Annotated in this window: 11 protein-coding genes; 1 reads left to right on the top strand and 10 read right to left on the bottom strand. The window is 64.8% G+C overall.

Annotated elements, in window-relative coordinates; all coding sequences use genetic code 11:
* Nucleotides 1–68 precede the first annotated feature (68 nt).
* Nucleotides 69–674, top strand: coding sequence for a hypothetical protein (locus U1E26_04555; protein ID MDZ4168913.1), 606 nt, complete (start codon nucleotides 69–71; stop codon nucleotides 672–674).
* A 12-nt stretch (nucleotides 675–686) separates the two neighbouring features.
* On the opposite strand, the gene U1E26_04550 is transcribed toward U1E26_04555, so the two are convergent.
* From U1E26_04550 to U1E26_04505, 10 genes are all read right to left on the bottom strand, one after another.
* Nucleotides 687–1,337, bottom strand: a complete 651-nt coding sequence (locus U1E26_04550; GenBank protein ID MDZ4168912.1) for a winged-helix domain-containing protein — start codon at nucleotides 1,335–1,337, stop codon at nucleotides 687–689.
* Between the two features lie 102 nt (nucleotides 1,338–1,439).
* The gene (locus U1E26_04545) at nucleotides 1,440–2,909 is read right to left on the bottom strand and encodes a cytochrome c3 family protein (GenBank protein ID MDZ4168911.1); all 1,470 of its coding nucleotides are present in this window, start codon (nucleotides 2,907–2,909) and stop codon (nucleotides 1,440–1,442) included.
* Between the two features lie 151 nt (nucleotides 2,910–3,060).
* Nucleotides 3,061–3,897: a cytochrome c biogenesis protein CcsA gene (gene ccsA, locus U1E26_04540; GenBank protein MDZ4168910.1), complete on the bottom strand. Its 837-nt coding sequence runs from the start codon at nucleotides 3,895–3,897 to the stop codon at nucleotides 3,061–3,063.
* A complete protein-coding gene (locus U1E26_04535; GenBank protein MDZ4168909.1) occupies nucleotides 3,897–5,339 on the bottom strand; it encodes a cytochrome c biogenesis protein ResB in 1,443 nt (480 codons plus the stop codon). Before U1E26_04535 ends, ccsA begins: the two co-directional genes overlap by 1 nt.
* Before the next feature lie 9 nt (nucleotides 5,340–5,348).
* A complete protein-coding gene (locus U1E26_04530; protein MDZ4168908.1) occupies nucleotides 5,349–6,488 on the bottom strand; it encodes a cytochrome c3 family protein in 1,140 nt (379 codons plus the stop codon).
* Nucleotides 6,489–6,584: 96 nt separating this feature from the next.
* Nucleotides 6,585–7,670, bottom strand: a complete 1,086-nt coding sequence (locus U1E26_04525; GenBank protein ID MDZ4168907.1) for a 6-bladed beta-propeller — start codon at nucleotides 7,668–7,670, stop codon at nucleotides 6,585–6,587.
* Nucleotides 7,667–8,407, bottom strand: a complete 741-nt coding sequence (locus U1E26_04520; protein ID MDZ4168906.1) for a tetratricopeptide repeat protein — start codon at nucleotides 8,405–8,407, stop codon at nucleotides 7,667–7,669. Before U1E26_04520 ends, U1E26_04525 begins: the two co-directional genes overlap by 4 nt.
* A gap of 85 nt (nucleotides 8,408–8,492) precedes the next feature.
* A complete protein-coding gene (locus U1E26_04515; protein MDZ4168905.1) occupies nucleotides 8,493–10,628 on the bottom strand; it encodes an O-antigen ligase family protein in 2,136 nt (711 codons plus the stop codon).
* Between the two features lie 148 nt (nucleotides 10,629–10,776).
* Nucleotides 10,777–15,639 (bottom strand): 6-bladed beta-propeller, encoded by a 4,863-nt coding sequence (locus U1E26_04510; protein MDZ4168904.1) that lies wholly within the window; start codon nucleotides 15,637–15,639, stop codon nucleotides 10,777–10,779.
* A gap of 130 nt (nucleotides 15,640–15,769) precedes the next feature.
* Entirely contained in the window at nucleotides 15,770–24,976 is a 9,207-nt protein-coding gene (locus U1E26_04505) for a hypothetical protein (GenBank protein MDZ4168903.1), read from the bottom strand.
* Between the last annotated feature and the right edge of the window lie 10 nt (nucleotides 24,977–24,986).

The raw sequence follows: 24,986 nt of genomic DNA, 5'->3' as shown, positions 1-24,986 counted from the left end.
CGGCCGCTGATTCGAGAGCGTCAATCTCGCTCCCGCGCGGGCCGACCGTCAGCCGAAGGGTATCCACCATGACCATCCGAACTCGCAATCTAATCGCCTCGGTAGCTCTCTGCGTCGTCCTGGTCGTCGCGCTGTCTGGCTGCACGCTGTTTAGCGAAGACCTCGCCACCGAGAACGACACGAACGGACTGTTCCACCTGCGCTACCCCGAATCGTGGCAGTCCTTCGTGCAGCCGGGGCTCATCGCACTCTACGCCGCAGACGAGCTCCCCGACGGCGAGGACGCAGCGTTCGATACGCTCTCGGTCGGAGTCTACACCGCGACTGAGGCGGCGACCGTGCCCGTGGATGACCGCCTCACCTCGCTGCTCGAACTGCGCGCGGAGGACCGCGAGTGGAAAGATCAAGCGTTCACCGCACCGCGCGAAGTCACCGTGGGCAAGCGTCCGGCCTGGGCAGTTGACGTCACCGGCACGGACGCCAAGGACCGCGAGTTCGCCGGTCGCGCCGTACTCGTGCGCACTAACGGCAGCGAAGTGTTGCTCTTCGCCGTCTCACCCGCTGCTGACTGGGAAGGCCACTCCGACGATGTCGATGCGTTACTCGATGAATGGTACTGGCATCGGCAGGAACGCGAGACGAGTGCGACCGCCGAGCCGACCGCGACTCCCTGACGCGAATCGGTGCTACGCCTCCGCCATGGCCGGAACGTAGCACCGGCATGCGAGCGATTTGATGTCACACGGCATGCGCACGTGCGTGATCGTCATGCCTTCGGGACGATTGAGCCTGAGCGCCGGAGTCAGAAGCAGCACGCCGGTGATGCCGGCCTGATGAAGCAGTTCCAGCGTGATCTGGACGAATCCCGGCGAACAGGCAACGAGCGCCACGGTGATGCCAAGCTCCGGATCGAGCTTGGGGATCTCAGAGAGCTGCTTGACTTCGATGCCGTGTACCCGCGAACCGACATCGGTGGGGAGCTCCGAATAGTACGCCACGGGATCGACCCCGTAGGTATGCGCAGGGAAGACCACCGACAGAGACTCCAGCATCTGCGCCGTTCCAACCTTCAAGATCGGGTACTCGTCTCTCAGGCCCAGGTAGTTCTGCAGCGCCGAGAACAGGGTCTGCACGTCATAACCTGAACCAGGCCTTCCGACGCCGCCGACGAACGACAGGTCGCGGCGGACGGTTTCCTCCTTGATGTTCAGCGCCTCCGCTATGCGCGGTGAGGTGATCTTCGCATCGGCGCCGGTACGAATGAGCTCGCCCAGATAGCAGTGGTAGAGCGACAACCGATACACCGAAGCATCGGGCGCGCGTTGAATGTCAGTCATATCTCTCTCCGTCGCTGCAAACGCCTTCGAAAAGCACAGTGTACTCCAGGCCGCGCGTGCGCAGTTCCGTGGAACCCCGAGCCGCTCAACCACCTGACGCCGCTAGAAGTCGATGCCAACGCGGTTGCCCTCGGTGACCGCATGGCACATGAGGCAGTTGCCGTCCCATCCGCGAGGGAAGTACCTCAGCATCGCGCCCAACTCGGTACCGTGCGGGTTGTGGCACGAAGAAGTGCACGTGAGGTTCTTCCGATTGTTCACGTCGTAGAAGATCGGCCGCACCGGGTGGTTGTTTCTCACGATGCCGGGCCGGTCGTCATCGTAGTGCTCGGGGTTATGGCACCTGAGGCAGACGTCCGGATTCTCCTCAACGAGTATCGGCGCGTACGGAGAGCCATGAGGGGTGTGGCAGCTGATGCACAGGACTCGGTCATGCAACGAGTCCTCGTAGCTCACCGTGATCTGAGAGTGGCACTGGTCGCAGAAGTCGTTGTCGCGCGCACTGAGGAGCCCCGGATACTGTGCGGCGTGCGGGTCGTGGCAGCTGGCGCAGGTCAGAGTGACGCCCACGGGATGATGGCTTTCCTGTGCGAACTGGTCCGAGATGCTCGGGTGGCATTTGTAGCACAGGCGCGGTTGCTCCGCGTCGAGAAGCGGACGGTAGTCCGAGCCATGCGGCTCGTGGCAGCCCGTGCAGTCATCGTTCAGAAACGGCGCGTGCTGGACCGCCATCGAGTCAAGCACCGCGACCGTGGGATGGCAACGGAAGCACAGGTCGCGTTGACCGGCCACGATCATGCCCTTGAAGTTGGAGGCGTGAGGATCGTGGCAGTCCAGACACCAGCCCCCTTCCGCCGGCGAGTGGGCCTGATCGCGTGACAGTTCCGCGCCCATCGCGTGACAGGTCAGGCAGATGCGGTTCGGCGGCTGATTGATGAGGGCCACGTACGGCGAGGCATGGGGGTTGTGGCAGTTGGTGCACCTACCCGTCACGAAGGGCTGGTGGCGATACTCGTCACCGAGCTTGGCCCCCATGCTGCCGTGACACAGCCAGCAGAGGTCCTGTTCCGCCATCACGAGTTCGGAGTCCGCGCCTTTGACCTCGACGCTCTTTGACTCGCCCGGCACTATCCCTCCGCCCTCAGAGCTGATTCGCCCGGCGGCGCCCTGCGACAACGTGATCCACCACTTCAGTGGGAGCCACTCGAGCATTGTCGTGTAGCGCCGCCAGGTCTCCAGCGCGCTCGACGTCACGGTCACCGACACCTTCTTGCCGTGCCGGGTGTGGCAGGCGGTGCACTCCTTCAGCGCGAAGGGATTGTGCACCGTGACGTTGTTGAACTCCGGAATCAGCTCGGTGTGGCACTGCAGGCACTCCAGGTTGCGTGCGATGAACCGAGCCTGCTGAGAACCGCCTGTGATCCAGATCTGGGCGGACGTGGCCAGACAGCACAGCAGCAGGAGCAGCAGAAGGATGACGACGAGCAGCGACGACCAGCGCCGGCTGCGCCCTTCTTCCTGCTCTTCAGAGTCGATGTCGACGTCGTCGGTGACGACTTCGGGATCGGACAACGATCCTCCTAGGCGCCGCACGTGGGAGAGAGCTCTCAAGGGTCAGATGGGCGCGGCGCACCACGTAGATTCTAGCATGCCAAGAAACACTAATGAACGTGAATTCGGCCTGAGGGGCGGCGTTTCCTGCACGCTCAAGCGAACCCGACGCCTAGTAGCCCGTAAGGTATGCGCCGTGTATCGAATCGTAGACGATCGGCACCCCGATGAGCGCGAACAGCACGAGGGGAAGCGCCCAGACGGCGGCCAACGCGAAGCGGCGTCCTCGCCAGCCAAGAGTGAGCCTGGCATGGAGGACCGCAGCGTACACCAGCCACGAGATCAGCGACCAGGTCTCGATGGGGTCCCAAGCCCAGTACCGTCCCCATGCCTCATTCGCCCAGATGGCGCCAGCCGCGATCATGATGCCGAGGAGGATGAACCCGGCTGCCAGGAACCGAAACGTCAGATCATCGAGCACGTCATCGCTGGGGAGTTTCGCCGCGAACTCGGCCATCTTGCCCCGCAGACGGGCCCTGAACAGGAACACGACGCCAAGCACCATGGCCACCACGAAGGCTCCGTAGCACAGCTTCGCGAAGGCCACGTGCACGACAAGCCACCACGATGCCAGATACGGGGTGATCTCCAGCCCGCTCTTCGGGGCGAGCATCGCACCGCCCAGCAACAGGAACGCAATCGGCATGACGACGGCGCCTGCGACGCGCAGCGCCGGATAGAGTCGCACGAGTATGAGCAGCCCCACCACGCTGACGTAGGCGTACGAGGAGACCACCTCGTAGAAGCCCAGATACGGCCCGTGGCCGACGCGCTCCCATCGACCGGCTATGGCGATCGTATGCGGCACGAGCCCCGCGGCCGCCAGCCACAAGGCGGCGGTCACTATCCCCTTCTTGGAGAAGACCAGGCCCGTGACGAATCCGACGGCTGATGCCGCATAGAGGCTCACGGCAACCCACATGAGCAGAATCTCGACGTACTGGGTCACTATTCGTCCTCCATCACATCGTCGTCACGTTCGGGCTTCGGATCGGCTGGAGATGCCCGCCTTGCCGGCATCGCAGCCAGAGCGTCGGTCACGCGGGACCTGAACACCGGGTCCCGGCGAGACTGCCCTGTCACCACCGCGACTCTTGAGCCACCGTCCGGGTCCGCAACCGACCGAACCCACACGAAACGGTACGGCACCCCGAGCGCGATGATCACACCGACGGTGATCAGGCCGAGCAGCCCGTAGATCCAGTAGACCGACCAGTCGCGCACGACACTCAGACGCGCGTAGTATCCCATCTCCTCCGCAACGATCGTCCATCCGCCGCCGAGTTCCACCGGCTCGCCCACCGCAACCCGCACCGATGTCTTCGAGCCATCGGATAGAACGCTGTCGATCAGGATGACCTTGCCGGGGGGCTTCATCCTGGGCAACGCACCGGCGCGGTCACGCGCGCTGACCGCAACCGCGACCTCGGCAACGGTGATTCCCGCGTCATCGATCACCGCGAACTGCGAGGGCACGGTGCCGGACTCAGTCATCTCGTCGAAGTCGATGATCTGGTTGCTTGTCCCGCTCGACTCGCCGTCCGGCCCGATAGCCTTGACTCGAACTGCCAGACCATAATCCGAAAGGTGAACCAGGAGCGGTCCGTACCGCAGCGGACGGTTGGGATGGACTTCCTGTTCCGCGAGCACCCGCTCGCCATCGCTGAGCGTGATGCGAGGCGTGACCCCGTAATAGACGTCGCCGATACTCTTGCTTTCATCTACCGATGCGATCGATAGGGACCACCCGGTATGAGGGAGGGCGAGCGACCCTGAGTCAAACTCCCGGTAGGATCCCGCCTCTTCGACGACGGTGCCGGTCGAGGGCACACCGAGCAGGCCCTCCCACCGGGTGAGTTGACCCAGCCCGACAACGACGACCAGCACGACCATGGACCAGTGGAACAGCGGGCTTCCGAGAAGTCCCCAGGCGCCGGCCTCCGCATACATCAGCGAGGGACCGCGCCGCGCCTTGAGGTGGAGCCCCTCGAGCGCGCGTGCTGCCTTCTCCTGGGCCATCTCGACGTCCATGTCGACCGTGGCTTCGGCATCCGGTCGGGCGTCGAGGCGTGCCCGGAGCGCCTCCGTGACCATCCCTCGCTCACGCCACGTGCGCAGTGCGCGCCTCGAGCGATCCCAAGCACACACGCCCGTCGACAGCGTGAGCGCAGCCGCAATCAGCAAGAACAGGGGGTTCGTGTAAGCGCGGTCAGCACCGACCGCGCGTGCCACCGAGACGAGGGGTGAGCCCTCGGCGACCCACGCGGCGTGCCTGTCAGGCAGCATCGACTCCTGCGGGATCGCGGTCACCAGACCGACGTAGACACTGAGCGCGACAATCAGCCAGACGGCTACTCGCGGGGAGCGCACCAGACGCGCCAACGTCGCCACGTGCGCCGCTTAGGGCTTGTGGCAGTTGAGGCAGAGTGCCGGATCGGGCTCTATCGTCAGGGTGCCGTTGACCGTCTCGTGGGGGAAGTTCTGGAACTGCGGGTTACCCGCCGTGCTGCCGTCAAGTGGCGCGTCGAACACCTGTGCCGGAGTGACCCAGAACTGGTCGGGTGCACCAGCAACGTCGCCACCAACGACCCGCGAGTCCTCGTGGCACTGCTGGCAGATGGGCCGCTCGCCGCCATGGCCACCCGGTCCGGAGTTCATATCGGTCATGATGTAGCCGAAGTTGTTGCCACCCAGCGGACCCAGCCCGACGCTGATCGACGTGTTGACGCCACTGAGAACGGCGACGCTTGAGTAGTTGCGTACCGAGTCGGCCTGATTGAACTTGTGGGGCGTGCCCGTATGGCTTCCCTTGTGACACGAAGCGCACCAGCCGGCGCCGTACACCGTGACGGTGGTCTCTGACGTCGTGGGCCTGATGCGCAGGAGCCGGTTCGTGGCCGTGGCGGTGGTCACGTCGGCCGAGGAGCGCTTGCGGTCACCCACGAAGGGGGCGATGGTGTTGGAGTTGTGCGCGCTGTGGCAGTCGGTGCACGTCAAGGAGCCACCTTCGCCGGTGAAGGTCGTCTCACGCGACGAGCCGTTGGAGTTGCCACCCGGAACGTCCACCTTGTTGTTGCCGTTCAGATATCCGATGCGGTGCGTACCACCCGGCTGAATACCCGTGCGCTGGTAGATGACACCGTAGACTCCGCCGCCGCCGGTGCCGTCATGGCAGGTATAGCAGGTGGCGGCAATAGTCGCTTCGGGAAGCAACGCGGACGACATAGAGTTGCCATCGTGAATCGAGTGGCAGACCTGGCACTTCTGGGTGCCGGTGGTGAAACCGCCGTGCGGGCCCTTTCGGCTGCCCACGGCGTATCCCGCTTCACTGTCCCACGTCCAGGTTGCAGGTACGGTGCGCGGGGCGACCGTGGGAGATGCGACCCCGGCCTCCAAACCGTGACACGTGGGGCACGAATACGCCGCCGTGAGAGCCGGGTCGGTGGCCGTTGACGACTCTTGGTACGCCAAGGCAGGCGCTGCGCCAAGCGCGAGCACCACAACAACTGCGGCGAGTACCTTCACCACACGACTGGTCACGCGTGCCCACCCGTCTTGACATGAGCTGATGAAATGAGGACGAACCTCAAGCACCATGGTACAGGACACCTTCCTGCCCAATCAACCTACTACCGTTTATCGGCTGCTAAGGTTGACAACCTGAATCCGCTGGTTCTGACGGTCTGCGACCAAGACATCTTGGTCCCGTACCGCGACGTCGTTCGGGAAGTTCAACTGCCCGTCGAGCGTCCCACGCACCCCGTACTGAGCAACAACCTTGCCGTCCCGGTCCAATCTGACAAGCTGGTGTGCGAGCGGATCGGCCACCAGTATCGATCCGTCCCGAAGGACGGTCATGCCGCGCGGGAGGACAAACGGGTTGTCGGTCTTGGACTGGAGGCCTGACACCGGTCTGCCCGAGACCCACAGCAGTTCTCCTTCGGGCGAGTAGGCCTTGACCCGGTTGTGATTGGAGTCGGAAACATAGATGCGGCCATCGCGATCCACCGCGATGCCACCGGGGTGGTTCAGGCCCTCCGGCCCCATCCCCGGCTGGCCGAACTGGTTGAGCAGCTTGCCCTCTGTATCGAAGACGAGTACCTGATAGGTGTCGGTGGCATAGACTCGACCGCCCTGCGCCGCAACCGCCGTCACCGCGATGCCCCCACCCTCAGCACCGGAGCTCCCCTTGCCGGTAGGCGCGTACGGATCGGGGAAACGCCGAATGAAGCGTCCCTGCTCGGTGAAGGCGGAGATGGAGTCGTTGTAGAAGTCCGCCACGTACACGGTCCCGTCCTCAGCGACGGCGACGTCCACCGGATAGCTGAGTTCACCCGGATCCCACGTGCGCTCTGCGCCGGCAAGCGGCTTGGCGACGCCGAGCGAACCGAACTCGCGCACCGGGCGACCTTGGGCATCGAAGACGCAGATCCTGTTGTTGAGTGCATCTGCCACGAACAGCGTGGTGCCGTCGCGACCCCACGCCGCCCCCATGGGCTGGTCGAATGCGGCCGCTGGCTCCCGCCCCGGACCGTAGATGGTGAGCTTGGGCACGAGGCCGCCTTGAGATTCGCCATCGGCTTCGACCGTGAAGTCCGCCGGACGAGTAAGCCACCACAGGTATACGACCAAGCTGACCAGGACCACGGCGAGCACGCCCGCCATCGTCAGGAACGCCTGACGAGGCGTCAGGTACAGTCCGCGGGGGCCGGGAGGGCTCACGGGGTCTCTCCGAGGCGCTCGAGCCCCTCGCGGGCCCGTGCGTAGTCCGGCGCATACTGCAAGGCCAGACGGTAGCGGGCGATAGCCCAATCGGGGTGGCCGGTGTACTCGTACGCCACCCCCGTGAGGTACTGCAGATCGGCTATCTCGGGTCGGGTCTCGACAACGGGACGTACGGCCTTGAGCAACGACCGGTACTGTTCGCGCTCGAGATAGAGCTCGCCGAGGGTTCGGGCGGCCAGCACGTGATCCGGCACGACATCAAGGGTTTGCCACAGAACCTTCTCTGCGCGATCGTCCACACCCAGACGCAGATACACCACGCCAAGGTTGTACAGGGCCGCGGTATTGCGCGCGTCGGTCTTGAGCACGGTCTCGTACTCGTCCACGGCCTTGTCCAGGCGGCCGGCCTGCTGGTACGCGTAGCCGAGAGACACCCGGGCGTTCGTGTCCTTCGGGTCGGCGCGTACCTCGGCACGCCACCGCACGATCTCCTGATCCGCCACATCCGCCACGCGGCTCTCCCCTGCCACCACCCCCCGCACCACGTAGCCGCCCACGCCCATCACGGCCAGCAGCAGCACGAGCACGAGTGCGGCGAGCCACGCGGGTACGAAATTCCCTGGCTCCTCGGTGACAGCGGCATCCGGCGCGGTGTGCTCCGCGTCGAACCCCTCGCCTTGAGCGTCTTCAAGCTCATCGGGCGGTGGTGATACCTGTGTCTCAGGCGCGGTCATGTCTTCCGTCCGTCAGGACCGATTCTGCGGTCGCATTCCTGCACGGCAACAGAGCAACAGCGATGCCTACCCGCGGACGGTGCCGTCAGGGTGCACTGGTCGTCGCCGTCGATGACGCCTCAATTTGGGCGAGCTTGTCCGCCACCCCCGCCTGACCGGGTCGGTAGTCTTCCGCGACTCGCAGCACTCGGATGGCATTCTTCAGGTCGCCCCGCATCTCATAGATCTGCGCAAGGGCCGTCACGGACTCGACGTAGGCGGGGTCCATCGCCACGTTGATCTCGAGCTGCTCGATCGCCTTGTCCTGCTGATCGGTGGACAGGTACGCGCGCGCCAGCTGGAAGCGAACCGCCGGACCGAACTCTTCAACCTCCACGCCCTTCAGGGCGATTGCAATCGCCTTGTCGTAGTAGGCCGGGTCGAAGAACTGCCCGCCCATGTTGTAGAGGTTAGCGAGGAATACGTAGTTGTCGTACTCGGGAGGAACGAACGCGATGGTGTCCAGCAACGCCTTCTCGGCCCGCGTGAACGCCTGAAGGGCGGTGGCGCGCGCGGCTTCCTGGCCCGCCGGGTCCGTTCCCGCGGCGTTGATGGCCGCTATGGCCTCATCCGTGAGCGCCAGCCCCACTTCGGCGCGGTACATGTCGTTCCATGGGTTGAGGCGTACCGCCTGCTCCGCGTACTGCGTGCGCTCTGCGCCCTGGGTGCCGATGCGCGCCATGAGGTACGCCTTGTCGGCCTGCATGAACACGAACTGATAGCCGATACCGAAGAGCGCGAGCATCGTCACCACGCCCGCCGCCACGATGCCCCAGGTGCCCAGCGGTCGCACTTGGATGACCTTCGCCGTGGGTGAAAGCACCGCGGCCATGGACACCCACAGCAGGAACGACGAGCCGGTCACGGACAGACCGAAGAAGAGGTGGGTCACGTACGCGGCACAGGCGGCCCAGAACCCGGCCAGAATCATCTTGTTGACGCCCGTATCGCGAGCCCACACGGTCTTCCACGAACGCACGGCGGCCCACCCGAAGACTCCGTAGAGTAGGGCGACTCCGGGCACACCGACGCCGGTGGCCAGCTGAAGCGGATAGTTGTGCACGTTATCGGCTACCGACAGATAGCCCGCGTCCTTGACGTACTCAACCGGCTTGTACTGCGGGAATACGAGCCTGAACGTATCGGCTCCGAACCCGAAGATCGGGCGATCCTTGATGGCGTCGATGGCCGCCTGCCAGATCTGGAACCTGGTCTTCGCAGAACCCTGATCGAACACGAAGATCGACTGGAAGCGCTTCGCGAAGTTCATGATCTCGTTATCCGCGGAGAGACTTCGAACGATGAACGCCAGCGACGCCGCCAGCGCGGTCCCCGAGAACACCCAGTCCTCAGTCTTCCACTCGATCTTCTGACGGAACGCGAACAGCGCGATGAAGATGAATCCGGGGATCGCGCCCACCCAGGCGCTGCGTGTGAACGCCGTGACGATCACGGCGGAGTTGATGAGGAAGCCGAACCAGTAGACGCCGCGCCAGACCAGATTGGACTCCGCCAGCGCCAGACCGAGCGAGACGAACGTACCGAACATGAGGAAGCCGCCCAGCAGGTCCGGGTTGCCGTAGGTGGAGAACGAACGGTTCACCTCAAACGGCAGGGTGCCCCACTTGAGGATGTCCTGACCGAACGCCTGCATGAGGCCGTAACCGCCGACGACGAGTCCCGCCCAGAACACCGACTGGGCGAGCTGCTTGATTCGAGCCGCTTTGTCGGTGAGCTGCAGGGTGATCCAGTACGCGACTCCATAGTTGATGAACGAGAGCAGCCCCTCGAAGCGACGATACTTGCCGAAGATGGCGGTGGGCGGATGGATGGAGAACACCGCACCGATAGCGACCCACGCGAAGAAGGCGAGCATCAACCACTCCACAGGGGTGTGGCGCACCTTGCCTCCGCGAACCAGGATGTCCCACGACCACGCTGCCAGCGCGGTGAGGCCCAGCACCCGCTGGATGAATACCTTGATGATGTCGAACTGGTCATAGGAAAGAGGCAGTGCCACCCCAAGAAATGACAGGTTCGAGATGGCGACAGGCGTGAGGAACACCATCGCAAGAATCGACCACCAGGCGATATGGCGCGCGATGCTCCAGTCCTCGGCAATGGGCCGGACCGCTGCAGCAGCCGCCTTGGCGCCAGCGGTCGTCTTCTTGCGTTTCGCCATGTGGTTCGCTCCCAGATTCAGTCGACGCGCCGCGGGCGCGGCTTCAGAGGGGGCGTGTCCACACGCCGCGCTCGTCGCACATTGTGCCGCAAACAGGGCAGGAGTGGTACGCCGAACCCACCCTGCTCCATAGGATTATCAAGAATCGTCACTTGACGGTGATGACCCCCGACGGCGAACCGGCAACGAACGAGCCGGCGCGTGATGTCACGAGAACGAGCCGCCACTGCCCTCTGGCGAGCGCAACGCGACCCGTCAGGGTGGCTTTCCAACCCGAGACCCGCATCGACGGGGTGATCGTCTTGGCAAGGACCCACGTGCCATTCGCCGCACGCTTGTACGCGTAGATGCGCCCGACGGCTCCCGATCCGGCCCACGGGACAGCGCCCCGCACGGTGAATGAACGGTTGACCCGAGCCGTGCTCGGCACGCGAGGAGCTGCAGCGGCACCCAGCCGGACGCTGCCCTGCCGAGAACCACGGTTGCCGGCCTTGTCGGCGACGGTGGCGGTCGACGTATAGCGCCCTGCTTTCGTGCCCGTGAACGTGCCCGAGCTGCTGCTGCGGGTCCCCAGGCGCCACTGCCACGCGCCCAGACCGGCCGCAGGCGAGCCGCTGTCCTCAGCGCTGCCGACGATGGTGACGTTGTAGCGCGGCACGCGGTCACGCGGAATCGTGAACGATCGCAGCGCAGCCCCGACCTTGGTGACGGAAGGAGGCGACAGGTCAACCAGCACGGGCACACCGAGCGTGGACTCCACGCCCGCTATGTTGCGGAAGGCTCCGACAACCCAGTGGAGGCCAGAACCGTTCACCCGGACTGACGACGTCTTGGCGTATGCGGCCCACGGGCCGAAGCCGCCGCCCGTGTCGAAGCGCATCTGCACGGCCCCAGCGACGCTCGCTTCGATGCTCACCGCGGTCGTGTTCACGATCGAGCGCCCGCCCGCGGGCTTGAGCCAGCCTTCCGGCCGATCACCGGCGATGACGAAGGATGCTGTGCGCGCTTGCTCCTGGTTGCCCACGGCATCGCGCGATCGGTAGGCGACCGTGTGCACGCCGTTGCCGCTGACCACGAACACGCCCGCGTAGGTACGCCACGCGGCACCGTCGACCGCATACTCCGTCAACGTGACCGGCGATACGTCGGAGGCCGTCAGCGCGACTATCACCGGACCGGCGCTGGCGCCGCTGGGTGGCAATCCTGCGATGTCGGTGACGGGTGCAGTCAGGTCAACGATGATGGTTGTCATGAGATCCACCTCGACACCCAGCTCGTCGCGCAGCTGCACGCGAACAAGCCCCGTGCCTTCGCGCGGCAGCGTGACGTCGAACGCGCGCGTAAACGCCCGCCACGCCGAGAATCCCGAACCCGTATCGACACGCATCTCAGTGGCGCCTGACACGTCCACCGTCACGGGCACCGTCAGAGTGCCGACCCGGGAGGCCCCGCCCGCAGCCACGACCAAGCCCCCGCGAAGCAGGCTCGAGATGCTGAGCGTTTCGGACACTCGGCTGCTGACGTTGCCCAACTCGTCTGTGGCCCAGCGCTCCACGGTGTGGATACCATCGCCTGACACGAGGAACGGTCCCCGATAGGTCTGAACCGGCCCGCCGTCGATGCGGTAGTTGATCGAGGCGACCGTGCTCAGCGTGTCGTTGGCCACAATCCATAGGTTGATGGGTCCGGAGGATACGCCCACCGGAATGCCCCCCAGCGCCGTGGTCGGCGGGGTAAGGTCCACGAGCACCTGAGCCGCCACCTGAGACTCCACACCGGCGATGTTGGCGAAGGTCGCCGTGATCCAGTGCAGCCCCTCACCGGGCATCGTCACGCGGGCGGTCCGTCCGTAGGGGAGCCACGCCTGCGGGCCGCTTCCCGTGTCAAAGCGCATCTGGACTGCCCCCGGGGCCTCGACTTCAAGGTCGACCGTGCGCGTGGCCAGCCTCGTTATGCCACCCGCCGGGCGAATAGACCCGGTCGGCGGTGTCTCGGCGATGATGAAGCGAACCGATTTCTCGTTCTCGACGTTGCCCGCCGCGTCAGTGGCGCTGAAGGTCACGGTCCGGTCTCCGTCACCGGAGACGGTGAAGGGCACGGAGTATGTCCTGACCGGTCCCCCATCGATACGAAAGGTGATCGTGGACGGCGAGTCGTCTGCAGCACTGAGCCCGATCATGACCGGCACGGCACTCACGCCCGACGGCGGCACGCCGATCGCGGTCGTCACGGGCGCTGCGAGGTCGATGTGCGCCGGCTTCGTCAGCTCGATCTGCTGGCCGATGGCGTCCTCGAACTGAACCCTCAGCGTGTGGAACCCGTCACCCGGGAAGGTGACGAACCACGATGGCAAGAAGGGCATCCACGGCGAGAAACCGCTACCCGCATCCCAGCGCACGCGCGTCGCGCTCTGAACCGTCGCAGAGACCTCGACGGTTCGATAGCCGATGTGCTCAAGCCCGCCTGCGACCGCAAGCTGCCCGCCTGCGGCTAGACGTGAGATTCCGAGGTCGAGTCGGGTCGTCTGGCCGATGTTCTCCACGCTATCGACCGCAAACGCCTCGACGCTGTGCGCTCCGTCCCCGCTCACGGTGAAGGGACCGGTGTACGCGCGCTCCAAGCCACCGTCCAGGCGATAACGGATGCGAGCGACGCTCGACAGCGCATCAACCGCTCCGATGTCGACCGTCACCGGACCCAGGCTCACTCCTGCGGCGGGCGTCCGGTAGATGGTTGTGACCGGCCCGCTTCCGTCGAGCGTGCACGAGAAGCTCCGCGACAACACGTTGTTGGCGGCGTCACGGTACTCGGCTACGAGCGTAGTCGGACCTTCGGTGCTCACCACCATCGACGCTGACTGCGCAAAGGGCACCCACGAACCCATGGAGCTCGTGCGTCCGAGGCGCATCTCGGTGGCGCCGCTCACGTACGACTCGACCGGGATCGTGCCGGTGCGCATCGTGGCCGCAGCCGTGCCGAAGACCGCGGATCCGGTGGGCGCGATGCGGTCGACGCGTGCTACGAAGCCCTTCTCCGCCTCAACGTTGCCGACCTGGTCGACCGACCAGTACGCGACCGACGTCTCGCCTTCCGCACCGATCGTGACCGGGCTCAGATAGCGTGTGACGCTCCCCGCTCCGATGCGGTAGTACGTTGCCGCGACGCCGGCGTCGGCATCGGACGCATTGAGCGTGAAGGTGGCACCTGCGGGCGTGTTGACCCAACCCGTGACATCGCCGGCGGGGACGGTAACCGGCGGCGTCTCGTCCCACTCACCCCGGCCGACCCGATGGTTGCCGGAGTCGGTAACAACGATGCCGGTAGCTGAGGCGAAACCGGCGGCTGTGGGGCCGTTGAACTCGCCGGGTCCTGATCCTCTGGCGCCGAAGACGGTGATCGGCGTGCCGGTGAGCGTAAGCAGCTGGACGCGGTGGTTACCGTGGTCCGCCACAAGAAGCCGGTCGCCGGCGGGGTTCATCGCGAGACCAGCGGGAGTATGCAGTTGCCCCGGCGCCGAACCGAATCCAGACATCGTCCCGGTGCGCGTACCCCCGGAGTTGAAGATCACGATGCGGTGGAGTCCGGCATCCGTGACGAGGATTCGGCCGTCTGGAACGCTCACAACGCCTGACGGCACCCGCAGGTAGTCTGAGCCGAAGTCGTACCAGTAGTCGCCGCCTGACGTCATCATCTGCACGCGCCGGTTGCCCGGATCGGTCACGAGCAGAAGGCCGTCCGGACGTTGCACGACGGCCGTGGGTCCATCGAACTGGCCGGGCCCCGTACCGGGCCCGCCGATGGACCTCAGGTAGGCACCTGCCATCGAGTAGACGACAACTCGATCATTACCGGTGTCACAGACGAACACCTCGGTACCGTCGAGAGAGACGGCGGCCCCGGTGGGTGCTGACAGCGCCGGCGTGACGCTGAACGTGACCAGCGTGGCTCCCGCGGCGTCCACGCGTCGAACCCTTCCCGTGGCGGACTCGACGACGATCGCTGATCCGTCCGGCGCTACGGCCACCCCCCGAGGGGACACGGGCGCCAAGACATCGGCTCCCGTTGGGGCCAGCGTGGAGATGACGGTCGGCGCGGCGGTCGTGAACCGTGCCAGCCGATGGTTGAGAGTGTCGGCTACGGTGAGGACGCCGCCGCTACCCGAGTAGACGCCGTCGGGCTGCGCAAGTAAGCCCGTGCCGTACGTGGCGCTGACGACGCCCACCGTGGAGCAGTTCTCGATCAGCCCACGCCCGGCATCGATAACCAAGATAGAGCCCGAAGCATCGACCTCAATGCCCGAGGGCCTCAGGTAGCGAGACGTTGTCGTGGAGCCGGCTCCCGTACCGGTCGTCGTCCATCCCCAATCACGCAACCACGTGCCTGCCAGAGAAAGCACGGTGACGCGCAGGGTGTTGGTCTCAGCCACGAACAGCTCGCTGCCCCTGACAACCACGCCGGCGGGGGTCGAGATGAGACCCGCGCCCACGGTCCGTTGCCACACACCGGCAGATGAGAACACCTGCACGCGATTGTTGAACGTGTCGGCAACGTATACCAGGCCGGCCGAGTCGAGCGTCACGTCTGACGGGCTCATGAACTGCCCGGGACCCGTGCCCCGGCTTCCCCACCAGCGGACGAGCGCGCCCGAGCGCTCGAACACGACGACGCGGTCGGCGCCCCGGTCGGCCACGTAGAGCAGGCCATCAGGACCAAGCGCGACGGCCGCCGGGCGAATGAGCTCGGTTCCCGGGCCGCTACGTCCATCAAACTCGCGCGAGAAGCTGCCTGACGACGAGTACACCACGATGCGTCGGCCGACGGCGTCGGCGACGAATACCTCGCCATCCAAAGCGAGGACGGCGTCAGACGGCTCGGTGAGCGTCTTGACGGTGGACCAGCCGCTCGACGGATAGTAGCCGGCGGCAAATGCCGAGCTGGGAAGCGAGACCGCGACAAGGGCAGCTAGAAACAGCGCGACGCGCGCGAATCGGTGCATGGACGCTCCCGCCATCGACGGCTCCTTCGTTGGGGCTCGTTCATTCTATCAACTGCACGGCCCGTGCCACGCGTTTGCCACCAACGCGCAGGGGCGGACCCGAATCCGGGCCCACCCCTCTTAGACGCTTCGAGGCAGGTGGTACTTACGGCCAGAGCGGGGTGGTCGCGTTGGTGGGATGCGAGCCGCAGCCCGTCAACCCACAGTAGTCCTTGCTCCATCCGGTGGGCGTGTAGGAACGATCAGTGATGCTGTTGAGGGTGAGCGACTGATACGGTGCAGGGTCGGTGCGGTATCCGATGAGGCGCGGACGCTTCCATGCGTGCGGCGTCTTGGAGTGGCAGTTGATGCACTTGCCACCCGTCGTGCCCTTGTGGTCGGAGCGGTTGTGGACGTTGCCGTTGGCGGTGCCGTTGAAGAGGTTGGCGACGTTATGGCACTTGGCGCAGATGCCGTTGCCGCTGATAGCCGAGGCGTTGATGTAGGTGCCGCCAGTCGAGTAGTTATTGGTGTAGCCAGCGGCGATCCTGACCGTCATCGCGCCGCCATGCGGACCCGTCGCACCCGTGACAGTGCCGTGACAGTCGACGCACGTCACCATCATCGTGGACGACTCTGTCAAGGGCGACCAGTTGCTGACGTAGTTGGCGATCGAAGGCAGTGACCACGTGCGGTTGGCTCCGACACCATCGACGGCATTCGTGAACGAGGTCTTCTGGCCCGGCATGGGGTCGAGCGAGCGGTGACCGGACCATGTGGTCTGGAACTGCAGGTTGCCCACGGCCGCAGAGCCGCCGTTTGGCGTGCCGGTCCAACCCCAGCGCTGCACGTGCGGTCGGGTCTGCGTGACCGTCGTGTGGCAGTCCGTGCACAGCTGGTTGTTCGGGGTCGTATTGCCGTGGATGGTCGCTGACGTGTTAACCGACGTCACGCTGATCGGTGCGGCGCTGTTCGTCGACTTCTTATGGCACATCGAGCAGGGTTGCGAAGCGTACGCACCCAAGACGAAGTGCTCGTTGTCGATGCTGTCGTCATGGCAGCCGTTGCACCAGCTCGCAGCGAACCCGGTACCGAAGAGCGTGGTGTTGCTGAACGTCGACTCGTGCCACGCGGTGTTGTGTGTGCTCGCATTGACGCCTACGTGACAGCCGGTGGCCTGGCAGTTGAGCTGCGTGGCGTGCTGTGCGGTGCCCGTGTGACAGATCGGGCAGCCGTTGTTGGGCGTGCGGCTGTGGACGTTCGCCACATCGGCCACGTTGTGGCACTCGGTGCCGTTCGGGTTGTTCTGGCAGCTGGCGGCTGCGGTGCTGCCCGCTGGCAGCGCCGCTCCGAAGGCCGCGCTGTTGACCCCGTTGATCTCGAAGTCATCGACACGTCCATACTCACCAGTGGCGTTGAAAGTACCACGGAAGCGAATCCACACGTTCCCGCCGCCGGGGACCGAAAGTGCAGGACTCTGCGTCCACGTCAGAGCATCCGTGTTCACCCTGAAGAGTTCGGTGTAGCCGCTTGTGCCACTCGTGGTCGAGTACTCGCAGACCAGGAAGTCCGCCGTGTCACTGACGTTGACCTGATACCAGAACCGGACGGTCCCGGCACCGTAGGACGCAAGACTGAAGGCCGTTGTCCGATAGAAGCTGTACTCAGTCCTGGTGGTGTTCACGCCGATCTGTGCAGCCGCACCACTGCGTGCGCTGCCTGTCTGATTGGTGATGTAGGTAGTGCTGGAGCGCGTCCACGCAGTCGGGAAGGTCGTGGTGGTCCCGAAGTTCTCGGTGGCCACGCCCGCCGTCGAGCCCAGCGCGAAGCTCGAGCCCGGCGTGCTCATGACCTGCGTCGAGGCATTGTGCTTCGTCGTCCAATCGCTGTGGAGCGAGGCCATGCTGTGGCAGCTGCTAGCCTCACCGGCGCAACTACCGGTCCATCGGCCTGACCAGCTGTCGACCTTGAGATCGTGGCAGGCCACGCACTTGTCGGCCTTGCCACCGAGGTTGAAGGCGATGCTCGTCTTGTTGTGCTCGGTCTTGAGGTCGATGGTGTGGCAGGTGGTGCACGCACGCTCGAAGTTGAGCGACGTTCCGTGGAAGTCGGAGAGTGTCTTGCCCTGCGTCGTGGTGCCGTAGTTTGCACCCGTCGTGAGCGAACTGTCGTGGCTCGTCGTGTAGTAGTGGTTCGGGTCGTACGGCGTGTAGATGTGCGTGCCCGCCTTACCGGTGGTGTGGCAGTAGACGCAGTTCGTGACGCTGTCCACCTGGCCACCCAGGTTCAGACCGCCGTTGTGACACGTCGAGCAGCTGCCGTGTGCCTTGACGTTCAGACCGAATCCGTTGGTCTTGTAGAGGTTGCGCACGTCAGTGGTCGCCGCGCCGCCCTGGCCCTCATGGCACCGCAGGCAGTTGCCGGTATCCAGCGTGATCTCGTGGGCCAGCGGGTTGTGCGAATCGGTGGTGTGGCATGCTCCACCGGTGCCGCACGACTTGGCCGTGGGCTTCGTGGCCTGCTTGGTGAAGTCGTGGCATCCGGTCAGGTTGCATCCGCCGGTCGCATTGGTCCTGTTGCGGTGCAGCGCGTGCAGATCGAGGGTGGTATGGCAGCCTGTAGTCTGGCAGGAGCCCGCACCCTGTGCCTCAGTGGCCGTGGCCACCGGCGCGGTCACTGCAGAGTGCGCGACGTAGGCCGGTAGCACCGTTGCGTTGTGGCAGTCGGTGCAGGTGTCGGTAGTCCAGTTGCCGGTAATCTGCGCGGTCACACCGACGTTGTAGTTGTGACAGTCGACGCACGAGGTGTTGCCGAGCACCGGCAGACCTTGGTGCTGCGGATAGATGCCGCTTGCGCCACCGGTACCGGTGTCGTTGTGGCACTGGTTGCAGCGGGCGCTTGCCGCACCGCCTGCGGTGAGACTGGCGGTACGACTGGACGCAACTGCGGTGTGCTGCGGAACCGGGTAATGGCCGTCAGGCGAGACGCCGGTGACCGGCAGGCGATCCGTGGCGCCGCCGTAGAGAAGCGTTCCCCCACCGTGGCAGTTCATGCAGGTGTTCGGGTCGTTGAACTGCGGCTCATTGTGGTTGGCTGCCGCGTGACACGCGCCAGAGACGCAGCCGCTGTTGGGGTGATAGGTCTGGTAGTTCGTGGTCGCACTGTTGCCGTGGCACCCGGCGCCTGAGTCCACGCAACCGGTGACCGTCGTCGGGTTGAACAGAGAACCATCGCGATCGAGCTCGTGGTTGTGCGCTCCCATGCCCTCATGGCAGCCTGCCGTCCCGCACGCCAGTGATGTCGGCAGCGTCGCCTGACTCGTATGGCAGGTGTTCGCACACGTGGTCACGGTAGTGTTCGACAGCGAGGAGTTGTTATGGATGACCGCGACGTCCTTGATGTAGTGGCAACCAGAGCCACCACATGTGGGCGAGACGGCCGTCGCGTCGTGCTTCGCCGTCTGACCGAGGTGCTGGCTGGTGTGACACACGCCACCGGCGTTGCACGTGCGGTCCCAGTCGTTGAAGTTCCGTGTCACATCGATGATGTCAGCCTTGTTCTCATGACAGTCGACGCACTTGTCCGGATAGATGCCTGGCACCCTCGTGGCCTCCGCCGTAGGCTTGAAGTGCTCCGGCTTGAGCTCCATGTAGTGGCACGAGTTGCACGCGACCGCGATGGCATCGCCCGGCTTGAGGGTGATGGCGTCCACGCGGAACCGGTCGCTGTTGTTCGCGTTAGTCGACGCGCTGAACCGCAGGGTGAGCGTCGCGCTGCGCGGAACGGCCAGCGGCCCGACCTTAGTCCACGCGGCCTGTGAGGCTGCCGTGTTCCACAGCTGGGTGAAGTTGGTGCCGTCCGTCGAGTACTCGAGGCGCGCGTAGTCGGGCGCTACGAAGTTCGTCGTCGTGTAGTAGAACTCGACGGTCGGGCTGGCAACAGCCGCTGTATCAAACGTGCGCTGGAAGTAGTTCGTCGAGCGCGTCGTCGATGTCGTGTAGATCTGGGCGTGGTAGGTGCCCTCGTAGAGAGGCGCCGCGTTGTTCGGGACCACGAGTGTGGCCGAGTTGCGCGTCCACGCGACAGGCCACGTCGCGGAGTTGAAGCCCTCGGTAGCCACCACAGAGTAGATGGCCCCGAACCCACCCGTCTGGCTGATGGCCGTGTGCGTGGTCTCAGACCCGAGGTAGTGGTTGGGGTCGTGCGGCGCGTGGTTACGCGTCACGTTCGGCATCTTGCCCAAGGCGTGGCAGTCGGCACACTCCTTCTTCCCCGCGAGTGTGAACGTGTACTGCACGGTGTTGTACGTATACACCGTGCCGTCGAGGTCGTGGCACATGTTGGCAGACGCGCAGTTCTCCGTGTCGGCGTAGCCGTGATTGGAGCGCATGTCATTGGTCTCGTGACAGTCCACGCAGGCTTGGCTGAGGGCCGTCACGGAGTGAGCCGGGCCGATCGAAGTGTGTGGGCTCGTGATGTGGCAGTCGCCGTTGACGCCGCAGGACAGCTCGTCAGGCTTCCAGCCCTGGAGCAGCGGGTCATGGCAGTCGACGCACTCCGGCTCAGGCCGGCGGTCGCAGATGCCGGTGCCCGTCGGCAGCCAAGAAGCAGGGCGTCCCGGATGGCACGCAGGGGTGTTGCACGTGGCCGCGTTGTACAGGGTGACGCCGTCGTCCTCCCATGTGGGGACAATGTCACCGTCACCCTTGTGCAGCTCGTGAATCTCAAGTCCGGATGTGTCGTGGCAGCCGGCATCCCCACACTGGAACTGCGGCGTGCTCATGACTGTGGCAGTCGCCGGCGGCGAAGATGTGGTTTCGTGCATCACGTAGGTGGCACCCATGACGAGCGCGTTGTGACAGTCGATGCAGTCGAGGTCGGTTTGGGTCGCGACTGCGTTCTTGATGGCGCTGCCCACGCGTGAGGTACCGGCGACATCACCCGGCGTCACGAAGGAGTGACAGTCGTAGCAGGTGGTGTTGCCGTAGCCCTGAAGCACCTGGTGCTGATACCACATGCCGTCAAGGCCGTTCGGATTCGTACCCTGGTGGCAGGTGTAGCACGTTGCCTCGGCATAGCCACCAACACTCATGGTCTGGACCGCCGACACGATCGTGTGCGACGTCTCGTTGTAGTGGCCACCGGTCGGCGCCGTGTTGGTTGCCATGAGCGAGATGACATCCGGCGCGTTGACGTAGTTCAGTGGTGCGACCGCACGCCCACCATGGCAGTTCTGGCAGGTCTGCGGGTTGTTGAATGCAGCGTTCGGCTGTGTAGCGTTGTTGAAGTGGCATGCGCCACTCTGGCACCCATTATCCGGGTGGTACTGGACTCCCGCGTAGTCGGGAGTCGGCGACGTCGGCTGGGAGCCGTGGCAACCGATACCGGAGTTCGTGCAGCCGGTGACCGTGGTGTTGTTGTAGTTCGATCCAGCCAGATCCAGCGCGTGCCCATGCTGCATCCCGAAGTGGCAACCGGCGGATTCGCAGTTGAGTACATCCGGGATCGAAGTGTTCGTGTCGTGACAGGTCAGGCACGACGGAGTCATCGCGTTCGTCGTGATCGAGTTGTTGTGGATGACGGCCACATCGTTGATCACGTGGCAGCCGACGCCTCCGCAGCCGGGGCTGATAGCCGTCGCGTTGTGCTTGGTCGAACGCTCGGTGTGAGTGCTCGGATGGCACGAAGCGCACCGCTTGTCCCACGCGGTGATCCACGGGTCGACCTTCGTCTCGTGACACACGACGCACTTGCCGATCACCGTCGTCGTTGTCGCGAAGCTCGCCGTGGCCTTGCTGTGCTCCGGCTTCATCTCAAGCTGGTGGCACTGCGTGCACTGGTAGCTGTTGTAGGTGCCGTTGCCGGTGGAGGTATGAGCGGCAACCGTGCCGACATAGTGGTTCGGATCCGACGGCGCGTACGTCTTGGCGTAGACCTCGCTCGCGTTGTGGCAGCTGATGCACTCCGCATCATTGGTGGCCGTGATACCCGGATAGGTCGGGTTCGCGTGGCACATATCGCAGTTCGGGTGAACCGCCTGGATGTTGCTTGACTCGTGACACAGAACGCACTCCGCGCTGTTCAGTGCCGTGTGCGCGGCCGGATTGTGCCCACCATTGTGGCAGCCTGCGGCATTGCAGTCCTTGACCGACGTCACCGGCGACGGGTTGTGACACGACAGGCACGTCGGGATCATCGCGTTCGTGGTGATCGAGTTGTTGTGAATGACCGACACATCGGCCACGTTGTGGCAGCCGGAGCCCGCGCAGTTCGCGCCGGCGGTACCGGGTGAAGCGCCGCGCTGACGACCGGTGATGACGATGTCGTCGTAGCGGATCCACTCGGTGTTGTTCGTGTTCACGCGACCTTCGAAACTCACAAGAACCGAGGGGGATGAGGGCAACGAGGCCGTGACCTGGGTCCATGTCAGCACCGAGAAGCCCTGCGGCACGATCTCGGTCCAGTTAGTGCCGCCGTTGAGCGAGTAGCGAACGTTGTAGAAGTCGCCCGACTCGATGGCATCGCCGCGGTACCAGAATTCGATCTGCGCGCTCTCGTACGCGGACAGATCGAAGGTCTGGCGGAAGTTATAGGTCGCAGCAGTCGTCGAGCTGTTGCGAATCTGTGCCGCGTAGGTACCGCTACGCGGCGTGGTCGTGGAGGCTGCCACCAGCGTGGCATTCGAACGCGTCCACGCCGCAGGCCATGTGCCGCCGGTCTCGAAGTCCGTGGTCGACACGGTGATCGTCGTCAGCACGCCGGACAGGTTCGTGTTGGTCGCGTTGTGCTGGGTGGCCTTCGCCGTGTGCTTCGTGGCGTGGCACTGGTCGCACGTCTTGTTCCACACCCCGCCCGGCAGGGAGTCAACGCGCTGTTGGTGGCAAGCGACGCACTTGTCAGGATAGGCGCCCGGCACGCCGACGAAGTTCGTTTTCGTCTTGGTGATGTGCTCGGGCTTCATCTCCAGGTTGTGGCACTGGTTGCAGGCGAAGCCCGATTCGACTCCGGCCTGCGAGGACGCGGTGTGCGTCGTCTCGGTGCCAACGTAGTGATCGGGGTCCCACGGCATGTACACGGTACCCAGCTTGCCAGCGCCCGTAGCGTGGCAGCTCGTGCACTCGGCCGTGTAGTTGTCGTTGAGGTAGTCAACGAGCTGACCCGTGGCCGTGTTGTGGCATGTCACGCACGACTGGTGTGCGGTATCGACCGTCGAGAAGCCATCGTGGCATCGCACGCACGCCACCCCATTGGGGTAGAGGCTCGCGTTGTGTGCAGCCGTCGTGTTGTGGTTCGTGTGGCAGTTCGTGCACAGCTTCTTGGCAGGCACGCCCTCAAGCGCCGTGTGGCAGCTCTGGCAGGATGCGTTGCCCGGACCTGTGGTCGCGTGAATCAGGTCCGCCTGCGCCACGTTGTGGCAGTTGAGCCCACCGCAGCTGGTCTGGTTGGCGGCCGCGTAGATCGAGTAGTCGTGCTTCGTGGCGAACGCGTTGTGCGGAACAGGAGCCTTGCCGGTCGTGTGGCACTGGACACACTGGTCGTTCCACGGACGCGGGAGGTAGCTCTGGTCGTGGCATGTCGAGCAGTTGAGTGCGCTGCCGTCAGCGACCAGACGTGATGTGCTGCGGTTGTGCTCGGGGAAGAGCTCCAGGTCAGACTCATGGCACGCGGTGCACGCCAGTCCGCCCGTGTTCGCGACTCCAGCGTCAGCGCCCGAGCCCAAGTGGGCCGGCGACAGGTACGGGTGCGCCTCCATGCCGTCGACGCCGGAAGCGCTGTGGCAGCCGCTCGTGCAGCCCTTCGACGCCGGGTAGCTTGTGGCCGAGTGACAATCGAGACAGTCCGGCGTGAAGCCGTTGGCCGGGACCGAGTCGTTGTGGATCACGTCGAGGTTGCCCGCGTGGCAGCTGCGGCACTTGGCCTCGGAGGCGATCGAGGTATCAGGCGTGTGGTCGTTCTCAAGGAAGCTATGGGGCTGCTGATTGTTTGCCACCTGGTGGCAGCCGGGCGATCCGGAGACGCCATTCCACGTACAGCTGTAGTCGAACGGCGGGACCGATGTCGTCGGATCGGTGTACGGCGCGTAGACCGTGTGGCACGCGACACAGGAGTCGGCCTTGGTCTTTGACGAGTCCCTGCGGTGCTCATTGGTCATCAGACCGGTGTGACAGCTGGAGCAGGCGAAGCCGGAGTACGTGGCGGCCGAGAATGCGGCGCCCGTGGCCTCGTGCGAGAAGGTGAATCCGTGGCTCGCGGTCTTGTCGGGGTGGCAGCTCGTGCACTTCGGCGCGATGGAGTCCACCGCCGACTGGTAGGCGCGGAAGCCGTCGATGACGACGTAGGTGCCGCGAGACAGCGGGTTCTTGGTACCCGTGACCCGAATCTGCACCTTGTGGTTTCCGGGGCCCAGATCGTTGGAGCGGAAGGCGACCTTCTGGAAGCCGGTCGTCGGCGAGTAGCAGTCGATCTCGCCGCGCTTCACGTCGTCGATCCAGACCTCGGCCTGGCCGCGATACGGGTCGACGTCGGTGATGACCTCGATGATGTTGCCCGGGAAGGTGCTCGTCAGCGTGCGCCCTGCGGCATTCGCCCAGTTGGCGCGCTGAAGCGTGTAGTTGGTGGAGGACAGCGCCGGCCATGCGGTGGGCGCGTACGTCACCGTATCGGCCGGGAAGTTCGGATACGCCGGGTGCGTGTGGGACTCGCGCTGCACCGGCTTCATCTCGCCAGCACCATCGACGTCGTGACATCCGGCGGTGGCACACTGGTTCTCAACTGGCAGCAGCGACTCATAGTTCATGTCGCCGTCGATCGTGGTGCCGTGGCTCATCTCGCCGGTCCACGGCGCCTGAGCGGTGTAGGAAGCGTTGCCCGACGCGCTATGGACGGCGTGGCTTGCGGGCACAGCGGCCTCGTTGTGGCAGGCAGAGCAGCTGGCGATGCCGTGACACGAGGAGCACTTCTCGCTCGTGGTGTTGACGGCTCCCGGCCAACGGGGGTTCATGTGGATGATGTGAATCAGTGTGGAGGAGGTATCGACCGAACTCGTCGTGGCGAACGAGCCCTCAGGGCCGAGGTAGGCGGGAATCGCGTAGCGCAGCGAATCGCCCCAGCCGTTAGGCAGGTGACAGACAGCACCGCAGTTGCCTCCCGCGTAGTGACGCGGGTGCGTGCCCACCAAGCCATCGGTGTGGCACTTGGCGCACGCGGTCGAGCGGTCAACGTCCGGCACCGTCCAGTTGGCCATCGACTGGTGGCACGACAGACACTCCGGATTCTGCTGCACTGCGGATGCGGTGCTCGCGAACGCGAATACCATCGCAACGGCCGCCACGACCACTGCCAATACCGCGATCCTGCTCTGATGCCTGACCATCACTGGCCTC

The sequence above is a fragment of the Coriobacteriia bacterium genome (assembly GCA_034370385.1).
Lineage (GTDB): Bacteria > Actinomycetota > Coriobacteriia > Anaerosomatales > PHET01 > JAXMKZ01.
Note: the sequence above shows the minus strand (reverse complement) of the source record. Positions and strands in the feature narration are given on the sequence as shown.